Genomic DNA, 20,685 nt, shown 5'->3' on the forward strand with positions numbered 1-20,685 from the left:
CCTCCAGGGATTCAACCGATGGCCGTCCAGGCGCGCGTCCTGGCCGATGTGATGACGCGATCGACGATCAGCGCCGAACGCACCCCGTCTTCGAAGGTGGGCAGGCCTTCCGGCCGCTCACCTTCGATGGCGCGATAGGTGTCGGCGACAAACGCCTCGAAGCAATTGCCGTAGCCTTGCGCGTGCCCGGCCGGCAACGCCGACAACCGGCGTTGTTCGGCACTGCCGGCACCCGGCCCGCGCACGAAGATTTCCTCGCGCTGGTCGGGCAGGCCGATCCACAGCCGTTCGGCGTCCTCCTGGTCGAACGCCACGCTGGCCCTGGCGCCGTCGATCTCGAACCAGAGGCGATTGCGGCGTCCCGCCGAGACCTGGCTGACCGTCAATGAAGCCAGCGTGCCCGCGCCGGTTCTGAACATCGCCGCGGCCACGTCCTCGCTCGCTACCGCCTGCATCGCGCCGCCCGCCGCCGGCGTGCTGAAGCTCTGCCCGGCTAGGGCGCCGCGCTCGGCGATCACGGTCGCGAAGGCAGCGCTGACATCGACGAAACGCTCGCCGCCGACCCATTCCACCAAGTCGCACCAGTGCGAGCCGATGTCGGCGAACACGCGCGATGCGCCGCCCAGCGCCGGGTCCACGCGCCAGTTGTTGCTGGCAGGGTCCAACAGCCAGTCCTGCAGATAGCTGCCGTGGATCAGGCGTAGCGGCCCCAGCTCGCCCTGCGCGATGCGTGCGCGCGCCTCGCGGACCACCGGGTGATAGCGATAGACGAAGGGAACCGTGGCAACCAGCCCGGTCGAGGCGGCCAGTGCCGCCAATGCCTGGGCGTCTTGCAATGTCGTGGCCAGGGGTTTCTCGCAGATCACGTGCTTGCCGGCTTGCAGCGCCGCCTGCGCCATGGCGCGGTGCAGATGGTTGGGTGTGCAGACGTGCACGACCTGCACTTGCGGATCGGCGACCACATCCTCGATGTCGCGATAGGCGCGCGGCACATCCCATGACTGCGCCACGTCGCGTGCGCGTTGCGGGGATGAGGCGGCGATGCCGCGGACCTCGGCACCGGCCAGCAGCGCCGCGCGACGATGCACGGCGCCGATCATGCCAGTGCCGACGATGGCGATTCCAAGCTTGCTCATCAGGGTGGGGGTTCTCAGTGTGTGGAGGGCATGGCCGCGACGACCGGCCGGTCGCGGAACAGCAACAGGAAGGCGACCAACACGACCAGCGCCACGCCTGCCGGGAACAGCCAGATCTGCTGCCAGTCCGGGCCCGCCGCCGTGGTGTAGTGCTCCACCACCGCGCCGGACAGGAACGTGCCGATCAACATGCCCACGCCGTATGTGGCCAGGGTGATGAACCCCTGCGCGCTGCTGCGCGCGGCGGGGCCGGCATGTGCATCGGTGTAGATCTGGCCGGTGACGAAGAAGAAGTCGTAGCAGATGCCATGCAGCACGATGCCGATCACCAGCAAGGAAAAACCGCCGCCCGCATCGCCAAAGGCGAACATCGCGTAGCGCAGCACCCACGCCGCCATGCCCAGCGCCAGCATCGTCTTGACCCCGAGCCGCACGAACAGGAACGGCATGGCCAGCATCAGCAGTACTTCGGATGCCTGGCCCAGCGATTGCAGGCCGGCCGCGCCGCGCACGCCCAGATCGTTGAGATACGGGTTGGTGAAGTTGTAGTAGAACGCCAGCGGGATGCAGATGGCGATGGACGCCAGGAAGAACACCAAATAGGAGCGCGACTTCAGCAGCCGCAGCGAGTCCAGTCCCAGCATCTGTCCCAGCCCGGCGTCGCGCTGTTGCGCCAGCGGCGGCGTGTGCGGCAGGGTGAAGGCATACAGTCCCAGGGCCAGCGATGCCATCGCCGCCATCCGGAACGTCAGTTCGAGCCGGTGCGCCTGTTCCCAGCCCAGCCAGCCGATCAGCACGCCCGCCACGATCCAGCCGACGCTGCCGGCCACCCGCACGGGCGGGAACTGTTTTTCAGGCGATTGCATGTGCCGCATCGCCACGCTGTTGGCCAGCGCCAGCGTCGGCATGAACAGCAGCATGTACACCATGACGCAGGCGGAGAACATGCCGAAGCTCGTCGCCGTGGACGCCAGCCACATGAGCACCGCGCCGGCGAGGTGCAGCACCGCGAGGATGCGCTGTGCCGCGAAGTAGCGATCCGCGACCAAGCCGACCAGGAATGGCGCCAAGATGGCGCCGATGGACTGGCTGAGGAACGCCGTCGCCACCTGGCTCGCGCTGGCCTGCAGGGGGCCCTGCACCAGGTACGTGCCCAGGGTCACGAACCATGCTCCCCAGATGAAGAACTGCAGAAACATCATCGCGCCCAAGCGCGACATGGTGTGCCTCATGGCTTGCCCTCCCAGGCAGTATTGGCTCAGATCCCCAGCATGCGGCGCAGCGATTCCGGATCGGCGCCGCTATCGGCAAAGTCATCGAAGGCGCGTTCGGTCACGCGGATGATGTGGTCGCGGATGAACGCGGCACCCTCCCGGGCGCCGTCTTCCGGATGCTTCAGGCAGCACTCCCACTCCAGCACCGCCCAGCCCGGGAAATCGTATTGCGCGAACTTCGAGAAGATCGCCTTGAAGTCGATCTGGCCGTCGCCGAGCGAACGAAACCGCCCCGGACGATCGATCCAGTCCTGGTATCCGCCGTAGACGCCGCTGTGCGCACTGGCGCGATACTCCGCGTCCTTGACATGGAAGATGCCGATGCGCGCGTGATACCGGTCGATGAAGCCCAGGTAGTCCATCTGCTGCAGCAGCAAGTGGCTGGGGTCGTACAGGATCTTGGCACGTGGGTGGTGGTCCACGACATCGAGGAAGCGCTCGAAGGTCGCGCCGTCGTGCAGGTCCTCGCCTGGGTGGATCTCAAAGCACAGGTCCACGCCGCAGGCGTCGAAGGCATCCAGAATGGGGCGCCAGCGGCGGCCGAGTTCGGCGAAGGCTTCTTCCACCAGCCCGGGCGGCCGTTGCGGCCAAGGGTAGAAGTAAGGCCAGGCCAGCGCGCCGGAGAACGTGGCATGCGCCGTCAGCCCCAGGCGCTGGCTGGCCTTGGCCGCCAACAGCAGTTGTTCAACCGCCCAGGCCTGGCGGGCGGCGGGATCACCGCGCTTGTCTGACGGTGCGAATCCGTCGAACAGCTGGTCGTAGGCGGGGTGGACGGCGACCAGCTGCCCCTGCAGGTGGGTCGACAACTCGGTGACCTGCAGGCCGTACCCGGCCAGCATGCCGGCGACGTCGTCGCAGTACGCCTGGCTCTGCGCGGCCTGGGCCAGATCGAACAGGTGGGGCGCGCTGGTCGGCACTTGTACGCCAGAATACCCCAGGCTCGCAGACCAACCGGCCAGTGTGTCCAAGCGATTGAAGGGGGGTGTGTCGGCGATGAACTGTGCCAGGAACAGCGCCGGACCCTTGAGCGTCTTCAACGTGATTCGCCCTCATGCAATCGATTGAATCATCCTAGCATGGGCCGCCCGCAAGACCCGTTGTGCGCTGCACAGCAGAAAGAAGAACCAAGGTCATGGCAACAACCATCTACGACATCGCAAAGCACGTCGGCGTCACCGCCGGCACGGTGTCGCGGGCGCTTTCCCGGCCGGAAAAGGTCTTGCCGGCCACGCGCACGCGCATCGAGCAGGCCGCCGCCGCGCTGGGCTATGTCCCCAACACGGTGGCCAGGACGCTCAAGACCCAGCGCAGCGGCAAGCTCCTGGTCACCGTCCCGGACATCGCCAATCCGTTCTTCGCCCAGATCCTGCAGGGCGCGGAGGATGCGGCGCAGGCCGTCGGCTACGCCGTCCTGCTGGGTGATACCCAGCACCAGCCCGATCGCGAGGAGCGCTACGCGCAGATGCTCCGACGTAACGAGGCAGACGGCCTGATCGTGCTGGGGCACGGCCTCCCGCCGACGGCGCGTGAGATCGTCAAGCAGCTAGGCGCCGCCGCGCCGGTGGTCAACGGATGCGAGTTCGACCCGGCGCTGGGCATCCCCAGCGTCCACATCGACAACGCAGCCGCCGCGCGCGCCATGATGGAACACCTGTATGGACTGGGGCACGAGCGGGTCGCCGTGGTGGGCGGCCCGCCCGGCAATCCGCTGCACCAGCAACGACTGGAAGGGGCCCGGGCTTCCGGCAAGGCACGCGGCCGTCTGCGCAAACTGACCGTCGTACCGGGCGACTTCTCCGTAGAATCCGGCCATGCGGCTGCGATGGCGCTATTGGCCGGTGCGCCCGCGCCGACCGCGATCTTCTGCTTCAGCGATCAAATGGCGCTGGGCGCCCTGGCCGCCTGCCGGGACCTGGGCATCCGCGTGCCGGATGACCTGTCCATTGCCGGCTTCGACGACCTGGCGTCGTCGAGTTACCTCACGCCGCCATTGACGACCATCCGGCAACCCATGCGAGAGATCGGTGTCCGCGCGGTCAACCTGCTGCTCGCCATCATCGAAAGGATGGACGTGCCGCTTCATCAGACGCTGGATTTCAGCTTGATGTTGCGTGGATCCACTGCTGCACCCAGGGGTAGGTGACGGCAGGCGTGGGGGCAACCGGGACTGTTGGCGCAGTTTCCGAAGGGACTCTGCTTCCATCAGCTTTCTTGACCGATTTTTTCCAGGATTCGGTTGATGTCCCAGCCGTCGGCGAGTTACGCACCCCTTGGGGTCACGCCATTTAGGCGTTCTAGGCCACTTGCTCGGGCGTCCGGTAGATGTGCACAACCGGTCTGATCGGCAGCCAGCCTGTTTGTCATTCAGAAGGCCGCATCGCGCGGGCCTTCTGCTTGCTGGCCACTGATTGCATCGACGCAAGCCGGGTTCTTCCGAAGCTCCCTGGACGCGCAGGTTGACTTGGCCGGTGCGACGGCGCCACTCACCAATCTCGACCAAGCGTGGCTGACAACCCCTCGCGCGCAATCGTCAGGTGGGTGCGAACGCCGCGCAGGAATGGTGCATGCCCGGCACATGCCGATTCCGAGCGTGGGTCGCACCCGTCCGGCGTTGAGCGCAGTCGTGTTGTCCGCTGCGCTACGCCGACGTCCTGTCCCGGCCATTTTGCTTGGCGCGATAAAGCGCCGAGTCGGCGTCGTGCACGAAGGCATCCGGGCTGCGTGGCGCCTGGCCCGGTTCGAACGTCGCTGCGCCGGCGCTGACGGTGACGTGCGCGCTGGTCGGGCTGGACAGGTGCATCAGGCCGAGCCCGGCGACGGCGCTGCGGACCGCGTCGGCCAGCCGTAGTGCGCCGGCGGCATCTGTCTGCGGCAGGATCATGCCGAACTCTTCGCCGCCGTAGCGCGCGGCAATGTCTTCGCTGCGCCGTGAGCAGCCGGCAATCGCGCCCGCGATCAGGCGCAGGCAGGCATCGCCATTTACATGGCCGTAGGTGTCGTTGTAGAGCTTGAAATGATCGACATCGATTATCAGCACCGACAATGGCGCTTGTCGATGTACAGCCTGCTGCAGGGCGCGCGCGAGCCGGTGATCGAACGCGCGCCGGTTTGCAATGCCTGTGAGCGCATCTATCCAGGCTTCGGAGCTGAGTTTTTCCTCGTTGCGATGCATGCGGCGCAATTGCAGATCCAGCCAGATGCCGACGCCCAACAGCAACACACATCCCAATGTGGCGATCACGATCCGCTGGCGCGCGGATTGCCGCCAATTGGCCAACGCGTCATCAACCGAGACGCCTGTCAATACGGTCAATGGATACGCCTGCGCTGGCGCGAAACTGGAAATGCGCTCCACGCCATCGATCGGCGAACGATAGGTGGCAGTGCCGTGCCTGCGCGCGCGCATGGTGATGTAGATCGAGGTGCCGGCGATCGAGGTGCCGATCACGCCCGGTTTGTCGGGCCGGCGCACCAGCACGATGCCATCGTCATTGGTCATGCCGATGGTGCCGTTCGGGCCGACCTCGAAGGTGCTGTAGTAGTTCTGGAAGTACTTCAGTTGCAGCGTGACCAGGACAACGCCGGCAAATTCGCCGCGGGGGGTGTTGAGGCGCCGGCTCAACGTGAGCACCCAACTGCCATCGGAGCGGCTCTGTACCGGCGGTCCGACCAGCGATAAGGCGTCGCGATGGTCGCGGTGATATTTGAAATAGGCGCGATCGGCGTTGTTGTGCTTCCTGGGCGTACTGTCCAGTGACGAACTCACCCAGCTGCCGTCTGCCGCATAGATGAAGATGCCATGCAGCCGGTCCGAGCGACGCGCCTCATGCACCAGAAAGTCATGCATGACCAGTCGCGCACTGGCCGAGCCCTGGTCGTGCTCCACCCGTGACACCAACCCCGACAGCACGGCATCGGCGATCGTCAGGGTGTCGCTGGCATGCTGCGCCAGCGAATTGGCGAGGTTCAACGATTGCGCCTCGGCGGTACTCAGCGCGCTCGCGCGTTCTTCGTGGATGGACCAGTACTCCGACCCAAGCAGCAGCAAGCAAGAAATGCCCAGCACAAAGTGCAACGCAATGCGTTGTGCACGTTGCCGCCGCCGCTTGGTGGTCGATGTCACGGAAGTTACCTGTCTGGATAGCAGGAAACTGCAATTGCTGTGCCAGCCTAGCTGTTGGCGTCGCGTGGAGTCGTTTGCACCCTTGGCGCAATGCCGATCTGTGATTGATGCCTCAGGCGCTGCGCGGCAGCTCACCTGACTTGCGACGGCGCCGCTGTCCAGCCTGCTGTTGCCACCGTACCTGACGATAAGACGAAACCCGACAGTCGACAGCAGAGCCCAAAGCCAGCTCGACTGCATGCGTATAACGCTCGGCGTGTTATCCCGAACGCCGATCACAGCAAGGAGCTCCCATGCGCGCCATCCGTTTAGCTCATCCTGCAGGCTTGAACGCATTACACGCTGTTGCGCTGCCCGACCCCGGGCAGCCGGCACGCGGTCAGATCAGAGTGCGGCTGCACGCCAGCTCGTTGAATTTCCATGACCTTGGCGTGGTGTCGGGGCAGATGCCGACCGCTGACGGCCGCATCCCCATGTCCGATGGTGCCGGTGTGGTCGAAGCAATCGGGCCTGAGGTGGATGAATTCGCCGTCGGCGACCATGTGGTGTCCACCTTCTTCCCCGAGTGGCTGGATGGCGAGCCGCTGCACGCCGGCTTTGCCGCCACGCCCGGCGATGGTGTGGACGGGTATGCACGCTCTGCGGTCGTGGCCGCCGCGCACGCGTTCACGCACGCCCCGGCCGGTTACAGCCACGCCGAAGCGGCGACCTTGACCACGGCCGGCGTCACGGCATGGCGCGCCCTGGTGGTCAATGGCGGACTCAAGGCCGGCGATAGCGTGCTGGTGCTCGGCACCGGCGGTGTGTCGATCTTTGCATTGCAGTTTGCCAAGGCGATGGGTGCCACCGTCATTGCGACATCGTCGTCCGACGAAAAATTGGACAGGGCGCGCGCGTTGGGCGCAGACCACGTCATCAACTATCGACAGCATGCCGGGTGGTCGGCGCAGGTGCTGGAGATCACCAACGGGCGTGGCGTGGATCACGTGGTCGAGGTCGGTGGGCCGGGCACGTTGGCGCAATCGATCCGCGCTGCGCGGGTGGGCGGGCATATCGCCTTGATCGGCGTATTGACCGGTGCAGCGGGTCCTGTGCCGACCGCCGCAATGATGGGCCGACAGCAGCGCCTGCAAGGGCTGGTGGTCGGCAGCCGCATGCATCAGCAGCAGCTGGTGCGTGCACTGGATGCGTTGTCGCTGCGTCCGGTGATCGATCGCGCTTTCGCGCTCGACGATATCGCCGACGCTTTCGCGCTGCAGCAGGCAGGTGGCCACCTGGGCAAGATCGTGCTGGAATTCTAGAAGCGGCGGACAAAACTGCTGCGCTTACCGTCAGGCGGGCGCGGCCGCTGCGTTGAATCGGCATGCACCACTCGGATACTCCGTTCCTCTATGCTGTCCACGCCCGGCTGACGGCTGCTCGCTAAGCGTCGGTAGCCGCGCCAGCTTGATCGGTCGCATCCGGATGTTCTCGACGCAGTGCACCCGGATGCGCCGGACGATCATGGTGAAGCATAGACACGAAAGCGAGCGTGCCGCGGAGATGCACTGATCGTCTTCGCCCACGCAGCTGACAGGAATGAGGTCATCCCTTTCAGCGCGTAGAAACATGTCCGGTTACTGCAGAAGCTGCGCCGCGCCGCTCGCGCTGTTTGGGCGCATCGATGCGCTAGCAGGCGTGCAACGCATTCCAACAAGGATGAGCGCGTTTCTAGGCGCATGCAGTCCATGCCGCTGATGCGTGCCTGGAGCGGCTCTGGACTCGGGCCATACCGCCGATTGGCGCCCGCCCACACTCGCCGCATGCTCACGCGATTGTGACCGGCTGCGCTGCACATTATTTAATAAATGTATAAGCCAGCATTGTTGGAGATGCCAGCCATGAGAGATATCAAGATGACCCGTCGCGAGGTACTGGTCGCTGGCACGGCGTCGGCAGCCAGCGTTGCCGCAGGTCAGTCGATGGCCACGGCTGCCGCCAATGCGATGTCGCAGCGGCAGGCAGTCGAGCCTGCCAATGCATCGAGCCAGGTTGCGTTCGAAGTCAACGGCAAGCCGGTGACGCTGACGATGGACAATCGCACCACCTTGCTGGATGCCTTGCGCGAACACCTGCATCTGACCGGTACCAAGAAAGGCTGCGACCACGGCCAATGCGGTGCCTGTACCGTGATCGTCGATGGGCAGCGGATGAATTCGTGCCTGTCGCTGGCGGTGATGCATCAAGGCGGCAAGATCACCACCATCGAAGGCCTCGGCACGCCGGATAAACTGCATCCGATGCAGGCGGCCTTCGTCAAGCACGATGGGTACCAGTGCGGCTATTGCACGCCCGGGCAGATCTGTTCGGCGGTGGCGGTACTGGACGAAGTCAAGCGCGGCATTCCCAGCCATGTCACCGAAGATCTGACCGGCAAGACCAGGCTCACCACGCCGGAATTGCAGGAGCGGATGAGCGGCAACATCTGCCGCTGCGGTGCGTATTCGAACATCGTCGATGCGATCAATGACGTTGCCGGAGCGCGCGCATGAAGGCGTTCAGTTACGAGCGCGCTACCTCGCCCGCCGATGCCGCGGCCAAGGCGGCGCGCCAGCCGGGTGCCAAATTCATTGCAGGCGGCACGAATCTGCTCGATCTGATGAAGCTGCAGATCGAAACGCCCTCGCACCTGATCGACGTCAACGGGCTGCGCCTGGATTCCATCGAGGAAACGCCGGACGGCGGCCTGCGCATCGGCGCCCTGGTGCGCAATACCGATCTGGCGGCCGATGCCCGCGTGCGGCGGGATTACGCCGTGCTGTCGCGGGCATTGCTGGCGGGTGCCTCGGGGCAGTTGCGCAATCGCGCCACCACGGCGGGCAACTTGCTGCAACGCACGCGTTGCCCGTATTTCTACGACACCAATCAGCCGTGCAACAAGCGCCTGCCGGGCAGCGGCTGCGCGGCCATCGGTGGGTTCAACCGGCAGTTGGCGGTGATCGGTGTGAGCGAGGAGTGCATCGCGACCCATCCCAGCGATATGGCCATTGCCATGCGCGTCCTCGATGCGGTGGTCGAAACGGTGCGTCCGGATGGGCAGACGCGCGCGGTGCCGTTGTCCGAGTTCTATCGTGCGCCCGGCGAGACGCCGCACCTGGAAACCGTACTGGAACGCGGCGAACTGATCACGGCAGTGAGCCTGCCCAAGCCGCTCGGTGGCACGCATGTCTACCGCAAGGTACGCGACCGGGCGTCGTACGCATTCGCGCTGGTGTCGGTTGCGGCGGTCTTGCAACGCGATGGAAGCGTGCGTGTCGGCGTCGGCGGTGTCGCCCACAAGCCGTGGCGCAGCGAGGCGGCCGAAGCGCAGTCGCACCAGGGCGCGCGTGCAATCGCCTCCGTGCTGCTCGATGGCGCACAGCCCACCGAACACAACGCCTTCAAGCTGCCGCTGGTTGAGCGCACCTTGACCGCGATCCTGGCCGACACGAGGGCCTGACATGAAATTCGACACTCCCGCCAGTACCAACCCCATCGACCAGCTCAAGGTCGTCGGCAAGCCGGTCGATCGTATCGACGGTCCGCTCAAGACCACCGGGCAGGCGCCGTATGCGTACGAGCATCACGACCTGCCTGGACGTGCCGCCTATGGCCATGTCGTTGGCGCCGGCATCTCCAAGGGAAGCATTCGCAGCATCGATCTGAGCGCTGCGCGCACTGCGCCGGGCGTGCTCGGCATCGTCACCGCGCAGAATGCAGGCAAGTTGCAGAAAGGCAAATACAACACCGCCAAATTGCTGGGTGGCCCGGAGATCCAGCATTATCACCAGGCCATTGCGGTGGTGGTTGCCGAGACCTTCGAGCAGGCACGTGCGGCAGGCCAGCTGATCAAGGTCGACTACGGTCGCCATGTCGGCGCCTACGATCTGGAAAAGGCTTGCGATGGCGCCAAGGTCACCAAGGAGGGGGGGGCGCCGAACAGTGCGGTCGGCAATTTCGATAGCGCCTTCGCGGCCGCGCCGGTGCAGCTGGATGCCGAATACACCACGCCCGACCATTCGCACGCGATGATGGAGCCGCATGCGTCGATCGCGATGTGGGAAGGCGACAAGCTGAGCGTGTGGACCTCCAATCAGATGATCGAGTGGAGCGCGGGCGATCTGGCCAAGACGCTCGGTATCCCGCGCGAAAACGTGCGTCTGATGTCGCCGTATATCGGCGGCGGCTTCGGCGGCAAACTGTTCCTGCGTGCCGATGCAGTGCTCGCCGCGCTGGCCGCGCGCCAGGTCGGACGCCCGGTCAAGGTGATGCTGCCGCGGCCGCTGATCTTCAACAACACCACGCACCGCCCGGCTACCGTGCAGCGCATCCGCATCGGTGCGCAGCGCGATGGCAGGATCACCGCGATTGCGCACGAGAGCTGGTCCGGCGACTTGCCCGAGGGCGGGCCGGAAATCGCGGCCGCGCAGACCCAGTTGCTGTATGCAGGTGCCAACCGGCTGATTTCCACGCGCCTTGCCGTGCTCGATCTGCCCGAAGGCAATGCGATGCGTGCGCCAGGCGAAGCGCCGGGCTTGATGGCATTGGAAGTGGCCATGGACGAGATGGCCGAGAAGCTGGACATGGATCCGGTCAAGTTCCGTATCGTCAACGACACCCAGGTGGACCCGGAGAACCCGCAGCGCCCGTTCTCGCAGCGTCAGTTGGTCAAGTGCCTGGAAGATGGGGCAGAGCGTTTCGACTGGTCCAAGCGCAAGCCCAAGCCGGCCAGCACCCGCGATGGTCGCTGGTTGGTCGGCATGGGCGTGGCGGCCGCATTCCGCAATGCGCCGGTAATGACGTCCGGTGCGCGCATGCGGCTGGAGCAGGGCGGTCGCGTGGTGGTGGAAACCGACATGACCGATATCGGCACCGGCTCCTACACCATCATTGCGCAGACCGCCGCAGAAATGATGGGTGTGCCGCTGGACTGGGTGGACGTGCGTCTGGGCGATTCCAGCTTTCCTGCGTCGGCCGGTTCGGGCGGCCAGTGGGGTGCGAACAGTTCCACTGCCGGTGTGTATGCCGCGGCGGTGAAGCTGCGCGACGCCGTGGCCAAGCAGCTGGGGATGGACCCGGCCAAGGCCGAGTTCGTCGACAGCCATGTGCGTGCCGGTGGCAAGCGCATCGCGCTGGGTGATGCGGCCGCCAATGGTGCGTTGGTGGTGGAAGACAAGATCGAGTTCGGCGATCTTTCCAAGACGCATCAGCTGTCCACCTTCGGCGCGCACTTCGTCGAGGTCGGCGTGGATATCGCCACTGCCGAAGTGCGTATCCGCCGCATGCTCGCTGTGTGCGCGGCCGGACGCATCCTCAACCCCAAGTCTGCGCGCAGCCAGGTCATCGGCGGCATGACCATGGGCGCGGGTGCGGCCTTGATGGAGGAGTTGGCGGTCGACAAGCGGCTGGGCTTCTTCGTCAATCACGACCTGGCCGGTTACGAAGTGCCGGTGCATGCGGACATCCCGCATCAGGAAGTGATCTTTCTCGAAGAGAGCGACCCGATGTCGTCGCCGATGAAGGCCAAGGGCGTCGGCGAGCTGGGCATCTGCGGGGTGGCGGCGGCGATCGCCAATGCGGTCTACAACGCCGCCGGTGTGCGCGTACGCGATTACCCGGTGACGCTGGACAAGCTGCTTCCGCATCTGCCCGAGTTGCTGCGCGCGTGAGTGCGGTAGTGGCCCCGGTCACACATGCGGCGGCGGCCGAGCCGGCATGGCCGGCATGGCCGATCTATGCCCTGCACGATGACCTGCTGCCCACGCTGACCGCCTGGCATCGGGCGGGGCAGCGTGTGGCGATCGCCACACTGATCGACGTGCAAGGCTCCTCGCCGCGGCCGTTGGGGAGCGAGATGGCCATCAGCGCCGACGGCCGGGTTGCCGGCTATGTCTCGGGCGGGTGCGTGGAGGCGGCAGTGGCGCACGACGCCATCGCCGCCTTGCGCGACGGCACGCCACGCTGGCTGGACTATGGCGAAGGCAGCGAGGTGCTGGACATCCAGCTCAGCTGCGGTGGCCGTATCGGCGTGCTGGTCTGGCCGGTACCGGACCTGGGCGAGCATCTGGCGCGCTGGCGCAATGCGCGCCAGCATCGTCGCCCGTTTCATGTCGCATTGGATCGGATCACTGGCGCAGTCCGTTACCCGGTCAGCACGCAGGATCTGCGTCCCGACGAATTCCTGCGCACGCATCGTCCCCCGTTGCGGCTGGTGTTGGTCGGTGCCGATCCTGCAGTGCTGGTGCTGGTGTCGCTCGCCAGCCAGATGGGCATCGAGGTCCGTGTGCTGCGGCCGCATGGCCCAAGCGAACCGCCACCCGGACTAACCGCAGACCATTACGATCGTCGTGCGTTGGGCGAAGCCTTGCAAGATTTGCATCTGGACGCGGACACTGCGCTGTACAGCCTCGCGCACGACGGCGACAGCGATCTGCAGGTCGCCTGTCGGGGGCTTGCCTCCCGGGTCGCCTGCATCGGCATTCTTGGCAGTCGCCAGAAACGTGAGCTACGCATGCAGGCGCTGCGTGCGCTCGGGCATGACGATGCCGCCCTGGCCAGATTGCGGCTGCCTGCGGGCTGGCGCATGGGGCGCTCCTCACCGCATACGATTGCGCTGGGCATCATTGCCGAAGCCACCCAGGCGGTCGCCGATGGGCAGGCCGCTGCTGCGTTGGCTCGCTAACGCTGTCGCTGCCAGACGAGCGGGCAGGGAGGCGCCAAGCGCGCATCCGCATTTACTTCGATGTGCAGTTGCCGATAGCGTTGGCGTGTTGCTGGTAGCCGACCCTTTCTGATGCTGTAGCGGCGTTGTGACAATAAGCTGATTTTGATATGCCTCTTTTGGTATGTATTTACTGCGTGCATCTTGCGGTCGCCAGTAACTGCGCCATCCAACGTTGACAATCGGTCGCTGCCATTTTTATCGCAGCGCCATCGCGGCGTTGCGTCTCCCTTCGTCATGCCGAGGTGGAAACGCAACGCACGCCGGTCGACTGGCAGATGTAGGCGAGCGGCATTGGCCGGAGCCGGCGAATGCGCTGCATTTAGAGCTGCTAACAAAACGTAGCGAGCGGTCGTCAGGTGAGTGCGTGCGACGCGCCCAGAACCGGAGTGTACGAGTGGGACATGCCGATTTCGAGCGCCGACCGCGGCCGCCTGGCGGCCGCGCAGTCGTTTTGTTAGCCGCGCTTAGTCACTCCGCGCGCACAGTTACATCTCTACGCTGGCGCATCTCCAATATTCGCGCCACGTCGCCATGACTGAATCACTTGATCACTATGACGACGTCTCTTGCGACGTAGCTCAATTGCCGTCGACAGTCGTTGCCGGTCTTCTGTACGCGGCCCGGCGCGTCGCCATTTTTGATTCGTGCCCGATGCCGCCGACATCGCGCCGTCGTTCGCGCCGCATGACGGCATTCGAGGCATGAGCAGCGATCACGTTGCGCTGCTGCTCGCCGCAGGTGCAGGACGTCGACTGGGGCGTTCCAAACAATTGTTGCTGCGCGACGGCGAACCGTTGTTGCGGCGTTTCGCACGCATCGCGTTGCAGACGGCGCCACGCCGCTGCGTGGTGGTGCTGGGCGCCGATGCGGACACGCTGATCGATGTCCTGCAGGGACTGGAGGTGGAAGTGTTGCGCCACTCCGACTGGGCCGCGGGCATGGGCTCCAGCCTGGCGGCGCTGCGCCAGCATCTGCAGGACGATACGTCGCTAAGGCGCAGCCTGATCCTGGGGTGCGATCAGCCCGCGCTGGACACGCCGCATCTGCGCGCCTTGCTGGAAGAGGCCGACCATGCCGCCTCCGGATGCGCCACCAGCGGGTATGCCGGTGTGCGCGGAATTCCCGCAGTGGTGACCCACGCGGCCTGGGCCGACGTGCCGCTGCAGGGCGACAGCGGCCTGCGTGGCTTGTTCGCCAGCCTGGACGTGCAGACATTGGGCTGCGTCAGCGCCCCGGCGCTCGCACTGGACCTGGACACGCCCGCCGACCTGGTCGCAGCGCAACAACGTGGCTGGGTGGACGCGGATTGAGACACCGTGACGGATGTCGCTACGCGCTATCCGGCAGCCTGGTGGGAGCGCTGCATCAGGACCACAGCACGATCGCTTCCCTGATCACCAGCACGTAGCCCACCACCATCGCTGTCTTGACCGAAAACTGGAACTTCCTGAGCACATGCATGCGACTCCTCCCCAGAGGCATCTCCAAGAGCGACGAATTCCCCCGTGCCGTCTGCGCCCGTTGACGGCCATCTGCGACGTCTGTTCGTCGCTCCAGCGCGAATTTAGCGCCAGCTCTGATCGGTGTCACGTAAGAATTTTCCTACCTTCATGCCAGTGTCCGCCCGATGGCGTTGGCATAATCAAAGAGACATTCTTGTTATGCCGGACGCGGGGCCCTTGGCCACTCTCCCGCGGCCCCTTGAGTAAGGGCCTGCCGGTATCCCGGACGGGACCATGGCGCCCCCGGTGCCGCTGCGCTGCGCCTTCCCGCGCTACCCGCTTCCGTCGTTCGATCGCTGCATGCACCGGCTGGAAGCCCTGATGGACGAGTCCCGCTATGTTGTCCGTATTCATCCCGAACAGGGCGGTTGGTGGGTGACCCGGCCGCAGTGGTCCCCGCTGCGTTATCTGCGCGAGCAGGGCGCGCTGGAAAATGCCGAATTGATGGCCAAGCTGCATTGCCTGACCACCGGTCAGCCAAGCGGCGTGGTGTTGCATACCGCCGAAGGCGACCGCCTGGTGCGTCGCTACGGCTGACCGAGCCGGCCTGCTGCAGCGATGGTGAAGGCGGCGGCGACGGTCCGCCCAGGCAGGCTGGGTAATCGCGCACCCGGCAACCCGCGCGGTTGCGTCAAGCCGGCGGCCTTGCAGTCGCCCCGTGGTTGCCAGGATATCCAGTCGACTGGATGCAACCGATCGGCCATTCTTGCTGCGATCCGCACGTTGGCGGCCCCTTGTCGAGAATGTCGCCCCTAGTGAACGTCGCCGGTTCTGCCTTGATCCAAAACGATATCGTCGTCTTCGGCCTGATCGCCGCCACGTTGGGGGCGGTGTTCTGGACCTCCTCGCGCGAGCAGGGGCTGTGGCGACGTTTCTATGCCGTGGTGCCGGCGCTGCTGCTGTGTTACCTGCTGCCAGGCATCTATAACACTGTTGGCCTGATCGACGGTGCCAATACCCGCCTGTACAACCCGATCGCACGCGACGTGTTGCTGCCGGCCGCGCTGGTCCTGCTCACCTTGAGCATCGACCTGCGCGCCATCCTGCGGCTGGGGCCCAAGCTGATCGCCATGTACCTGGGCGCATCGCTGAGCATCATGCTGGGTGCGGTGGTGGCGTTCTGGGTGATGGGCTGGCTGCATCCGGCCACGGTGGCCGGCGATACCTGGGCCGGCATGGCCGCGTTGGCAGGCAGCTGGATCGGCGGTGGGGCAAACATGCTGGCGATGCGCGAGGTGTTCGATGTGGACGCCACCACGTTCGGGCAGTTTGCGGTGGTGGATGTAGGCGTCGGTTATGTGTGGATGGCGGCGTTGATCTTCCTGGCCGGGCGGGCGCGTCGCATCGATGCGCGCAGCGGTGCCGACACCCGCGCACTGGATGCCTTGCAGGAGCGCATGGCGCGTTTCCAGGCCGAACACGCGCGCATTCCCAGCCTGGCCGATCTGATGGTGATCGTGGCAGTGGCGTTCGGCGGTGTCGGGTTGGCGCACGCGCTGGCCAATCCGCTTGCCGCGTGGTGCAGGGCCAACCTGCGCTGGTCCAGCCAGTTCAGCCTGGACACGCCATTCGTTTGGGTGGTGGTGCTGGCGACCAGCATCGGCATGCTGCTGAGCTTCACCCGCGCACGCACGTTGGAAGGTGCTGGGGCTTCCAAGATCGGTTCACTGCTGCTGTATTTCCTGATCGCCTGCATCGGCATGCAGATGGATCTGCTGGCGCTGCTGGACCGGCCGTGGCTATTCCTGCTCGGGCTGATCTGGATCGCGGTGCATATCGGGTTGCTATGGGGCCTGGGCCGCCTGTTGCGGGTGCCGTTCTTCTATTTCGCGATCGGCTCGCAATCCAATATCGGTGGACCGGCCTCGGCGCCGGTGGTGGCCGCCGCGTTCCACCCGGCCCTGGCGCCGGTCGGCGTGCTGCTGGGCACGATGGGCTATGCCACCGGCACCTATCTGGCCTATCTGGTCGGTATCACCTTGCGTGCGATGGCGGGAGCGGGCTGACAGGACCTGCCGCACCGCCTGGAGCATCGTCGGAAAGGTATGGCGGAACACGTGCTGGTGTTATTACGCGTTGCCGCACTGCCGAACGCAAAAGCTGCATCCTTCGACCACCGCTTGCGAGGTGTTGTCAGTCACGTCGAAGCGGGCACTGGCCAATGCCAGTGCCCGATCGCGATTACTGCTGAAGGCCGCGCCGCTGCGCCTCCTGCTGCGTGCTCTGTTGCGACTGCTGCTGGTTGTGCTGCTGCAACTGATCGACATTGCCATGCGCCGGCTCGTTGGCCGCCGAGGCGGTCTGCACATGGCTGCGCAGATGCGCCGGGTCGTCCATCCGGCCTTGCACCGCAATCAGGCTGTCGCCATCGCGGTTGGGCACCAGGTGATCGATCCGCTGCAGACCGTCGCTGCTTGCACGCGCGGCCACGCTGGCGGCGGTATTGAGAAACGCGGTGTCGTCGCGCAGGCCCAGACGTTCGCGCTGGCCATCCAGGCGTACCACCGCGTCGTTGAACAACTGGCTGCCTGCACCTTGCGCCTGCCCAGGCGATTGCATGTCCTGCGCCTTCATCACCGAGTCCATGCCGTGCAGGTCCAGACGGTGCTTCAACATCATGCCCGGCACCAGGCGTCGCCCGAACGACAACGGGTCCGGTTCGGGCAACTCGATCTGATGGCCGGCCGCATTGGGCATCGCCCACTTCAGCGGGATGCTGTCTTCCTGCAGATGGGTGAGGATTTCGTTCTTGACGTGGTAGCCGCGGATCAACTCGCTGCTGGCGTAGTCCTTGGCCGCCGAGGCATCCAGGCCCTGGCGTTCGAGCGTGCGGTCGTTGACGCCGGCGGCGTTGTAGGTCACGGCGGGGATGTCGTTGACCATCGCAGATGCCGCCGCCAGACCGCCACCGAGCGAGTGTCCTGAGATCACCACCTGGTCGCCGAACGCCTGCTTGGCCTGGCTGCCGAGCTGGATGGCAGACGCATACTGCGCGTCGTCGAAGCCCAGGCCCTGGCCGAGGTTGTGCTTCCAGTCCTTGCCTTCGTCGGTGCCGCAGAAGCCGAGCACCACCTGGCCCTGGTCGTTGCGGTAGAACGCGGCATCGAAACCGCTCTTGGCATCGTGCAGCAGGCCGGGGTCGATGCCGGCCCGTTGCAGCGTGCTGTCGTCCATGCGCGTCCAGCCGTTTGGCAGTGGCGCAAAGGTTTCGGCGCTGCCTTCGCGTCGCTGCGAGGCAGTCGCGTAGAGGTCTTGCAGGACCGCCGGGAACTGGCGGTCTTCCGGCTGCGGTTGCTGTCCACGCATCGACTCTGCGAATGGGGTGGACGAGGGATTTGACGGGCTCATGCGCGGCTCCTTGCGTTCGTCGTGCGAAAAGCCCGCTTAGCGGCTACTTTCCACGGGAATGGTGTGGGCGCTCAACCATGCGCGCACGTCCGCCCTGACCTGCTGGCCGGCGGCATTGAGCAGGCGGTCCGGGGTGGTGAAGAAATACGCCTGGAAGGTCTTCTGTTGCGCGTTGCGCAACGTTGGATCCACGCCGGCCTTGAGCAATTGCAGCACCGCCGGGCTTGCCGCGCCGCTTTGTGCGGCCAGATGCAGCACGCTGTTGCCGGTATGGTCGACGCGCTGCAGATCGGCGCCGGCGTCGATCAACAGGCCGATCTGCACATCGCGCTTGCTCTGCACGGCGCGGAACAGCGGCGTCCAGCCTGCGCGCGCGCTGACCACATCGATCGGTGCCTTGTGCTGCAGCAGGATCTTCAGATACTCCGCATCCTGCGCCATGGCCGCCATGTGCACGACGGTTTCCTGGTCCATGCCCGGCAACGACGGATCTGCGCCTGCATCGAGCAATGCGGCCAGGGCGCGGGGTTGTTCGTTCCAGATCGCCCACTCGAGCAAGGTAACGTTCTGATCGCCGTGCGCGGCGAGATCGACTGTTGGTGCGAGTGCGCCGATTCGGGCGACATCACCGTGCGCAATGGCGTTGGCGATGTCGGTCAGGCCGGGGTCGCGGAAGGCGACGGTGTGGTCGTGCAGCGTAGCTGACATGGTGGTTTGCTCCTTGGCACCGGGCGAGGCGGTGCATGAGACCGCGAAAAACGAGGTCGCAAGAACGAGCAGGGTGGGGAATCGCGGTTGCATCGAAATCTCCTTCTCCTGATCGCATTCCTGGTGGCACTGCGGGTGCATCCTTCCGCAGCCGGGCCGATCCTACCAGCTGTCCAAACGACGCGCGGTAAGATTTTGTGACATGCCGGCGCCGCAGGTTTCATTTGTTGAGACCGCTTGTCGTTGTGGTGTCGGCACGTCGCCGATGCATCACGATGGGCCTCACACGCGCGTGCACGCTGCCCACAGCCAACGGTCACAACGCGGCCGGCATAATGGTGCTTTGCGAGCAGATGGGTGTAATGGTCTACGAATTACTGATCAGCGATTGCGATGGAGTGCTTGTCGACAGCGAAATACTGGCCGACCGGGTGATGCGCGAGGCGCTGGCGGCCTTCGTGCCGGCCGAGGCGTTGGAACATCTGCTCGGGACAACGTTCGGGCAGACCACGCGCGAGGTATTGCTGCGCGTGCAGGAACACTTCGCGGTACAGCTGCCGGAAACCTTGCTGGCACAGATCCAGGCGCGTAGCGAGGCCTTGATCAAGGCCGAGGTGCAGCCGATCGCCGGCGCGCGCGACGCATTGGAACAGATTCCGTTGCCGCTGGCGGTCGCCTCCAACAGCCGCCGCCACAATGTGATCGCCTCGGTCGAACGGGTAGGGCTCACCGCACGCGCGGCGGGGCACATCTTCAGTGCCGATATGGTGGAGCGGCCCAAACCGGCGCCGGATGTCTATCTGTTGGCTGCACGCACCCTGGGCGTTGCACCGGAGCGCTGCCTGGTGATCGAAGACAGCCCCACCGGTGCGACTGCCGCATTGGCGGCCGGCATGCAGGTGCTGGGGTTTACCGGTGCCAGCCATATTCCGCATGGACATACCGATACCTTGCGTCGCCTTGGTGTGCTGGCGGTGTTCGACGATATGCGCGATTTGCCTGCGTTGTTCGAGCGGCTGGCGCAAAAACGCGCTGGGTGAGAGCTGCCGACAGGACGTCTTGGACGCAGTATCGATGGTGGCGGAATCACAGCCCTCCCGTTCTGCAACTCACTGGGCCAGACCATGCAATCGACCTGCAATGACAGAGCTGTTGGGTCGTGGCGTGATTTGAGTGCAGTCAAAAGCTCTGGTGAGTGGAGGGCGCGGTGCCCTCACCACTTGCGGGACACGCCGTGAATCCGTCCATGGAGGCTCCTTGGCGGCATCCATGCCGCCAAGGGTCCCGCAACCGGCAAGGACACCGCACCAGGAAGTTGGTCGGTGGTCGGTTGAAATCTGCTTGTTGCGAGGCTTACCTCGAGACGCTGGGACGTCTTAGGTTGCTTTACTGAAGTTGACTGTTGCTTGGCGTGCGCTTGAAAGCCGATCGCGCGCACCCTGATCCGACCAACGTACGTCTTTCCCCGCTCGCAACCATGCACACCGACCCTCTCGACTAGTCCTTGCCCACCCACCATCGTGGGACCTTACGCGGCATGGATGCCGCGTCAGAGCTACACGGACGTACTTGCGGCGTGTCCCGCGATGGTGGGCGGGCAAGGGCCCTGCAGCGAAGCCGCAGATCAACCGCTCCGCAACTGATCCATCCGCACTAGACAATTCTGCTCGAGACAGAACGCACAACAGCAACCAGGATTCCGCGCAGCAACGTCGTTTGGGTGCAGTCAAATGCCAGATTAAAAGCTCGGTGAGTCGAGTGCGCGGTGCCCTCACCACTTGCATCAACGCAGCAGGGCGCGATTCGCATCGCGCCCTGCTGCATTCCGACTCGCCACCCATCCGGTCATCCG

Annotated in this window: 16 protein-coding genes and 2 other RNA genes; 11 read left to right on the plus strand and 7 right to left on the minus strand. The window is 65.2% G+C overall.

The genetic code is table 11. The annotated features are described in order from the left end of the window. Positions 1–11: 11 nt before the first annotated feature. Genes XaplCFBP3123_RS10980 through XaplCFBP3123_RS10990 form a run of 3 tightly spaced genes read right to left on the minus strand, consistent with a single transcriptional unit; the run spans position 12 to position 3,447 of the window. Positions 12–1,136 carry a Gfo/Idh/MocA family protein gene (locus XaplCFBP3123_RS10980; RefSeq protein WP_104534066.1) on the minus strand — a complete coding sequence of 375 codons (1,125 nt, stop codon included), beginning with the start codon at positions 1,134–1,136 and terminating at the stop codon, positions 12–14. Between the two features lie 14 nt (positions 1,137–1,150). Further along, positions 1,151–2,368 carry a nucleoside permease gene (locus XaplCFBP3123_RS10985; RefSeq protein ID WP_104534067.1) on the minus strand — a complete coding sequence of 406 codons (1,218 nt, stop codon included), beginning with the start codon at positions 2,366–2,368 and terminating at the stop codon, positions 1,151–1,153. Positions 2,369–2,394: 26 nt separating this feature from the next. After that, positions 2,395–3,447, minus strand: a complete 1,053-nt coding sequence (locus XaplCFBP3123_RS10990; RefSeq protein WP_104534068.1) for a sugar phosphate isomerase/epimerase family protein — start codon at positions 3,445–3,447, stop codon at positions 2,395–2,397. Between the two features lie 95 nt (positions 3,448–3,542). Here XaplCFBP3123_RS10990 and XaplCFBP3123_RS10995 point away from each other — a divergent pair, with 95 nt between their 5' ends. Beyond that, positions 3,543–4,553, plus strand: a complete 1,011-nt coding sequence (locus tag XaplCFBP3123_RS10995; protein ID WP_104534069.1) for a LacI family DNA-binding transcriptional regulator — start codon at positions 3,543–3,545, stop codon at positions 4,551–4,553. 495 nt (positions 4,554–5,048) lie between these two features. Here the strand turns inward: XaplCFBP3123_RS10995 and XaplCFBP3123_RS11000 are convergent, their stop codons facing one another. Next, entirely contained in the window at positions 5,049–6,533 is a 1,485-nt protein-coding gene (locus XaplCFBP3123_RS11000) for a sensor domain-containing diguanylate cyclase (protein ID WP_104534070.1), read from the minus strand. Positions 6,534–6,826: 293 nt separating this feature from the next. Here XaplCFBP3123_RS11000 and XaplCFBP3123_RS11005 point away from each other — a divergent pair, with 293 nt between their 5' ends. The 6 genes from XaplCFBP3123_RS11005 to XaplCFBP3123_RS11030 all read left to right on the plus strand — a co-directional run bounded on the left by XaplCFBP3123_RS11005 (position 6,827) and on the right by XaplCFBP3123_RS11030 (position 13,233). Next, positions 6,827–7,834: a zinc-dependent alcohol dehydrogenase family protein gene (locus XaplCFBP3123_RS11005; protein WP_104534071.1), complete on the plus strand. Its 1,008-nt coding sequence runs from the start codon at positions 6,827–6,829 to the stop codon at positions 7,832–7,834. Positions 7,835–7,896: 62 nt separating this feature from the next. Next, positions 7,897–7,971, plus strand: a non-coding RNA gene (locus XaplCFBP3123_RS11010) — sX9 sRNA. A gap of 442 nt (positions 7,972–8,413) precedes the next feature. Then, entirely contained in the window at positions 8,414–9,064 is a 651-nt protein-coding gene (gene paoA, locus XaplCFBP3123_RS11015; RefSeq protein ID WP_172453205.1) for an aldehyde dehydrogenase iron-sulfur subunit PaoA, read from the plus strand. After that, positions 9,061–10,011: an FAD binding domain-containing protein gene (locus XaplCFBP3123_RS11020; RefSeq protein WP_104534072.1), complete on the plus strand. Its 951-nt coding sequence runs from the start codon at positions 9,061–9,063 to the stop codon at positions 10,009–10,011. The genes paoA and XaplCFBP3123_RS11020 overlap by 4 nt, the downstream gene beginning before the upstream one ends. A gap of 1 nt (position 10,012) precedes the next feature. Continuing rightward, entirely contained in the window at positions 10,013–12,220 is a 2,208-nt protein-coding gene (paoC, locus tag XaplCFBP3123_RS11025) for an aldehyde oxidoreductase molybdenum-binding subunit PaoC (RefSeq protein ID WP_104534073.1), read from the plus strand. Further along, a complete protein-coding gene (locus tag XaplCFBP3123_RS11030; RefSeq protein WP_104534074.1) occupies positions 12,217–13,233 on the plus strand; it encodes an XdhC family protein in 1,017 nt (338 codons plus the stop codon). The genes paoC and XaplCFBP3123_RS11030 overlap by 4 nt, the downstream gene beginning before the upstream one ends. A gap of 368 nt (positions 13,234–13,601) precedes the next feature. Here XaplCFBP3123_RS11030 and XaplCFBP3123_RS11035 read toward each other — a convergent pair. Continuing rightward, positions 13,602–13,678, minus strand: a non-coding RNA gene (locus XaplCFBP3123_RS11035) — sX9 sRNA. Between the two features lie 298 nt (positions 13,679–13,976). Between XaplCFBP3123_RS11035 and XaplCFBP3123_RS11040 the strand changes: the two genes are divergently transcribed. From XaplCFBP3123_RS11040 to XaplCFBP3123_RS11050, 3 genes are all read left to right on the plus strand, one after another. Continuing rightward, a complete protein-coding gene (locus XaplCFBP3123_RS11040; protein ID WP_104534247.1) occupies positions 13,977–14,585 on the plus strand; it encodes a nucleotidyltransferase family protein in 609 nt (202 codons plus the stop codon). A gap of 513 nt (positions 14,586–15,098) precedes the next feature. After that, positions 15,099–15,314: a hypothetical protein gene (locus XaplCFBP3123_RS11045; protein WP_104534248.1), complete on the plus strand. Its 216-nt coding sequence runs from the start codon at positions 15,099–15,101 to the stop codon at positions 15,312–15,314. Positions 15,315–15,532: 218 nt separating this feature from the next. Then, on the plus strand, positions 15,533–16,783 hold the full coding sequence (locus tag XaplCFBP3123_RS11050) for a DUF819 domain-containing protein (protein WP_172453206.1): 1,251 nt from the start codon (positions 15,533–15,535) through the stop codon (positions 16,781–16,783). A 175-nt stretch (positions 16,784–16,958) separates the two neighbouring features. Here the strand turns inward: XaplCFBP3123_RS11050 and XaplCFBP3123_RS11055 are convergent, their stop codons facing one another. Together XaplCFBP3123_RS11055 and XaplCFBP3123_RS11060 are read right to left on the minus strand one after the other, a co-directional pair. Continuing rightward, positions 16,959–18,125: an XVIPCD domain-containing protein gene (locus tag XaplCFBP3123_RS11055; protein ID WP_104534076.1), complete on the minus strand. Its 1,167-nt coding sequence runs from the start codon at positions 18,123–18,125 to the stop codon at positions 16,959–16,961. Positions 18,126–18,161: 36 nt separating this feature from the next. Continuing rightward, the gene (locus tag XaplCFBP3123_RS11060; RefSeq protein ID WP_172453207.1) at positions 18,162–18,926 is read right to left on the minus strand and encodes an ankyrin repeat domain-containing protein; all 765 of its coding nucleotides are present in this window, start codon (positions 18,924–18,926) and stop codon (positions 18,162–18,164) included. A 242-nt stretch (positions 18,927–19,168) separates the two neighbouring features. Between XaplCFBP3123_RS11060 and XaplCFBP3123_RS11065 the strand changes: the two genes are divergently transcribed. After that, entirely contained in the window at positions 19,169–19,873 is a 705-nt protein-coding gene (locus XaplCFBP3123_RS11065) for an HAD family hydrolase (RefSeq protein ID WP_172453231.1), read from the plus strand. Positions 19,874–20,685 lie beyond the last annotated feature (812 nt).

Source organism: Xanthomonas arboricola pv. populi, assembly GCF_002939945.1.
Lineage (GTDB): Bacteria > Pseudomonadota > Gammaproteobacteria > Xanthomonadales > Xanthomonadaceae > Xanthomonas > Xanthomonas arboricola_A.

Excerpts from the sequence above, each read along its gene's own strand:
- XaplCFBP3123_RS11060 (WP_172453207.1), bottom strand. The coding sequence starts at position 18,926 with ATGCAACCGCGATTCCCCACCCTGCTCGTTCTTGCGACCTCGTTTTTC.
- XaplCFBP3123_RS11055 (WP_104534076.1), bottom strand. The coding sequence starts at position 18,125 with ATGAGCCCGTCAAATCCCTCGTCCACCCCATTCGCAGAGTCGATGCGT.
- XaplCFBP3123_RS11040 (WP_104534247.1), top strand. The coding sequence starts at position 13,977 with ATGAGCAGCGATCACGTTGCGCTGCTGCTCGCCGCAGGTGCAGGACGT.
- XaplCFBP3123_RS10985 (WP_104534067.1), bottom strand. The coding sequence starts at position 2,368 with ATGAGGCACACCATGTCGCGCTTGGGCGCGATGATGTTTCTGCAGTTC.
- XaplCFBP3123_RS11005 (WP_104534071.1), top strand. The coding sequence starts at position 6,827 with ATGCGCGCCATCCGTTTAGCTCATCCTGCAGGCTTGAACGCATTACAC.
- XaplCFBP3123_RS11065 (WP_172453231.1), top strand. The coding sequence starts at position 19,169 with ATGGTGCTTTGCGAGCAGATGGGTGTAATGGTCTACGAATTACTGATC.
- XaplCFBP3123_RS11020 (WP_104534072.1), top strand. The coding sequence starts at position 9,061 with ATGAAGGCGTTCAGTTACGAGCGCGCTACCTCGCCCGCCGATGCCGCG.
- XaplCFBP3123_RS10980 (WP_104534066.1), bottom strand. The coding sequence starts at position 1,136 with ATGAGCAAGCTTGGAATCGCCATCGTCGGCACTGGCATGATCGGCGCC.
- XaplCFBP3123_RS11045 (WP_104534248.1), top strand. The coding sequence starts at position 15,099 with ATGGACGAGTCCCGCTATGTTGTCCGTATTCATCCCGAACAGGGCGGT.
- paoA (WP_172453205.1), top strand. The coding sequence starts at position 8,414 with ATGAGAGATATCAAGATGACCCGTCGCGAGGTACTGGTCGCTGGCACG.
- XaplCFBP3123_RS10995 (WP_104534069.1), top strand. The coding sequence starts at position 3,543 with ATGGCAACAACCATCTACGACATCGCAAAGCACGTCGGCGTCACCGCC.
- paoC (WP_104534073.1), top strand. The coding sequence starts at position 10,013 with ATGAAATTCGACACTCCCGCCAGTACCAACCCCATCGACCAGCTCAAG.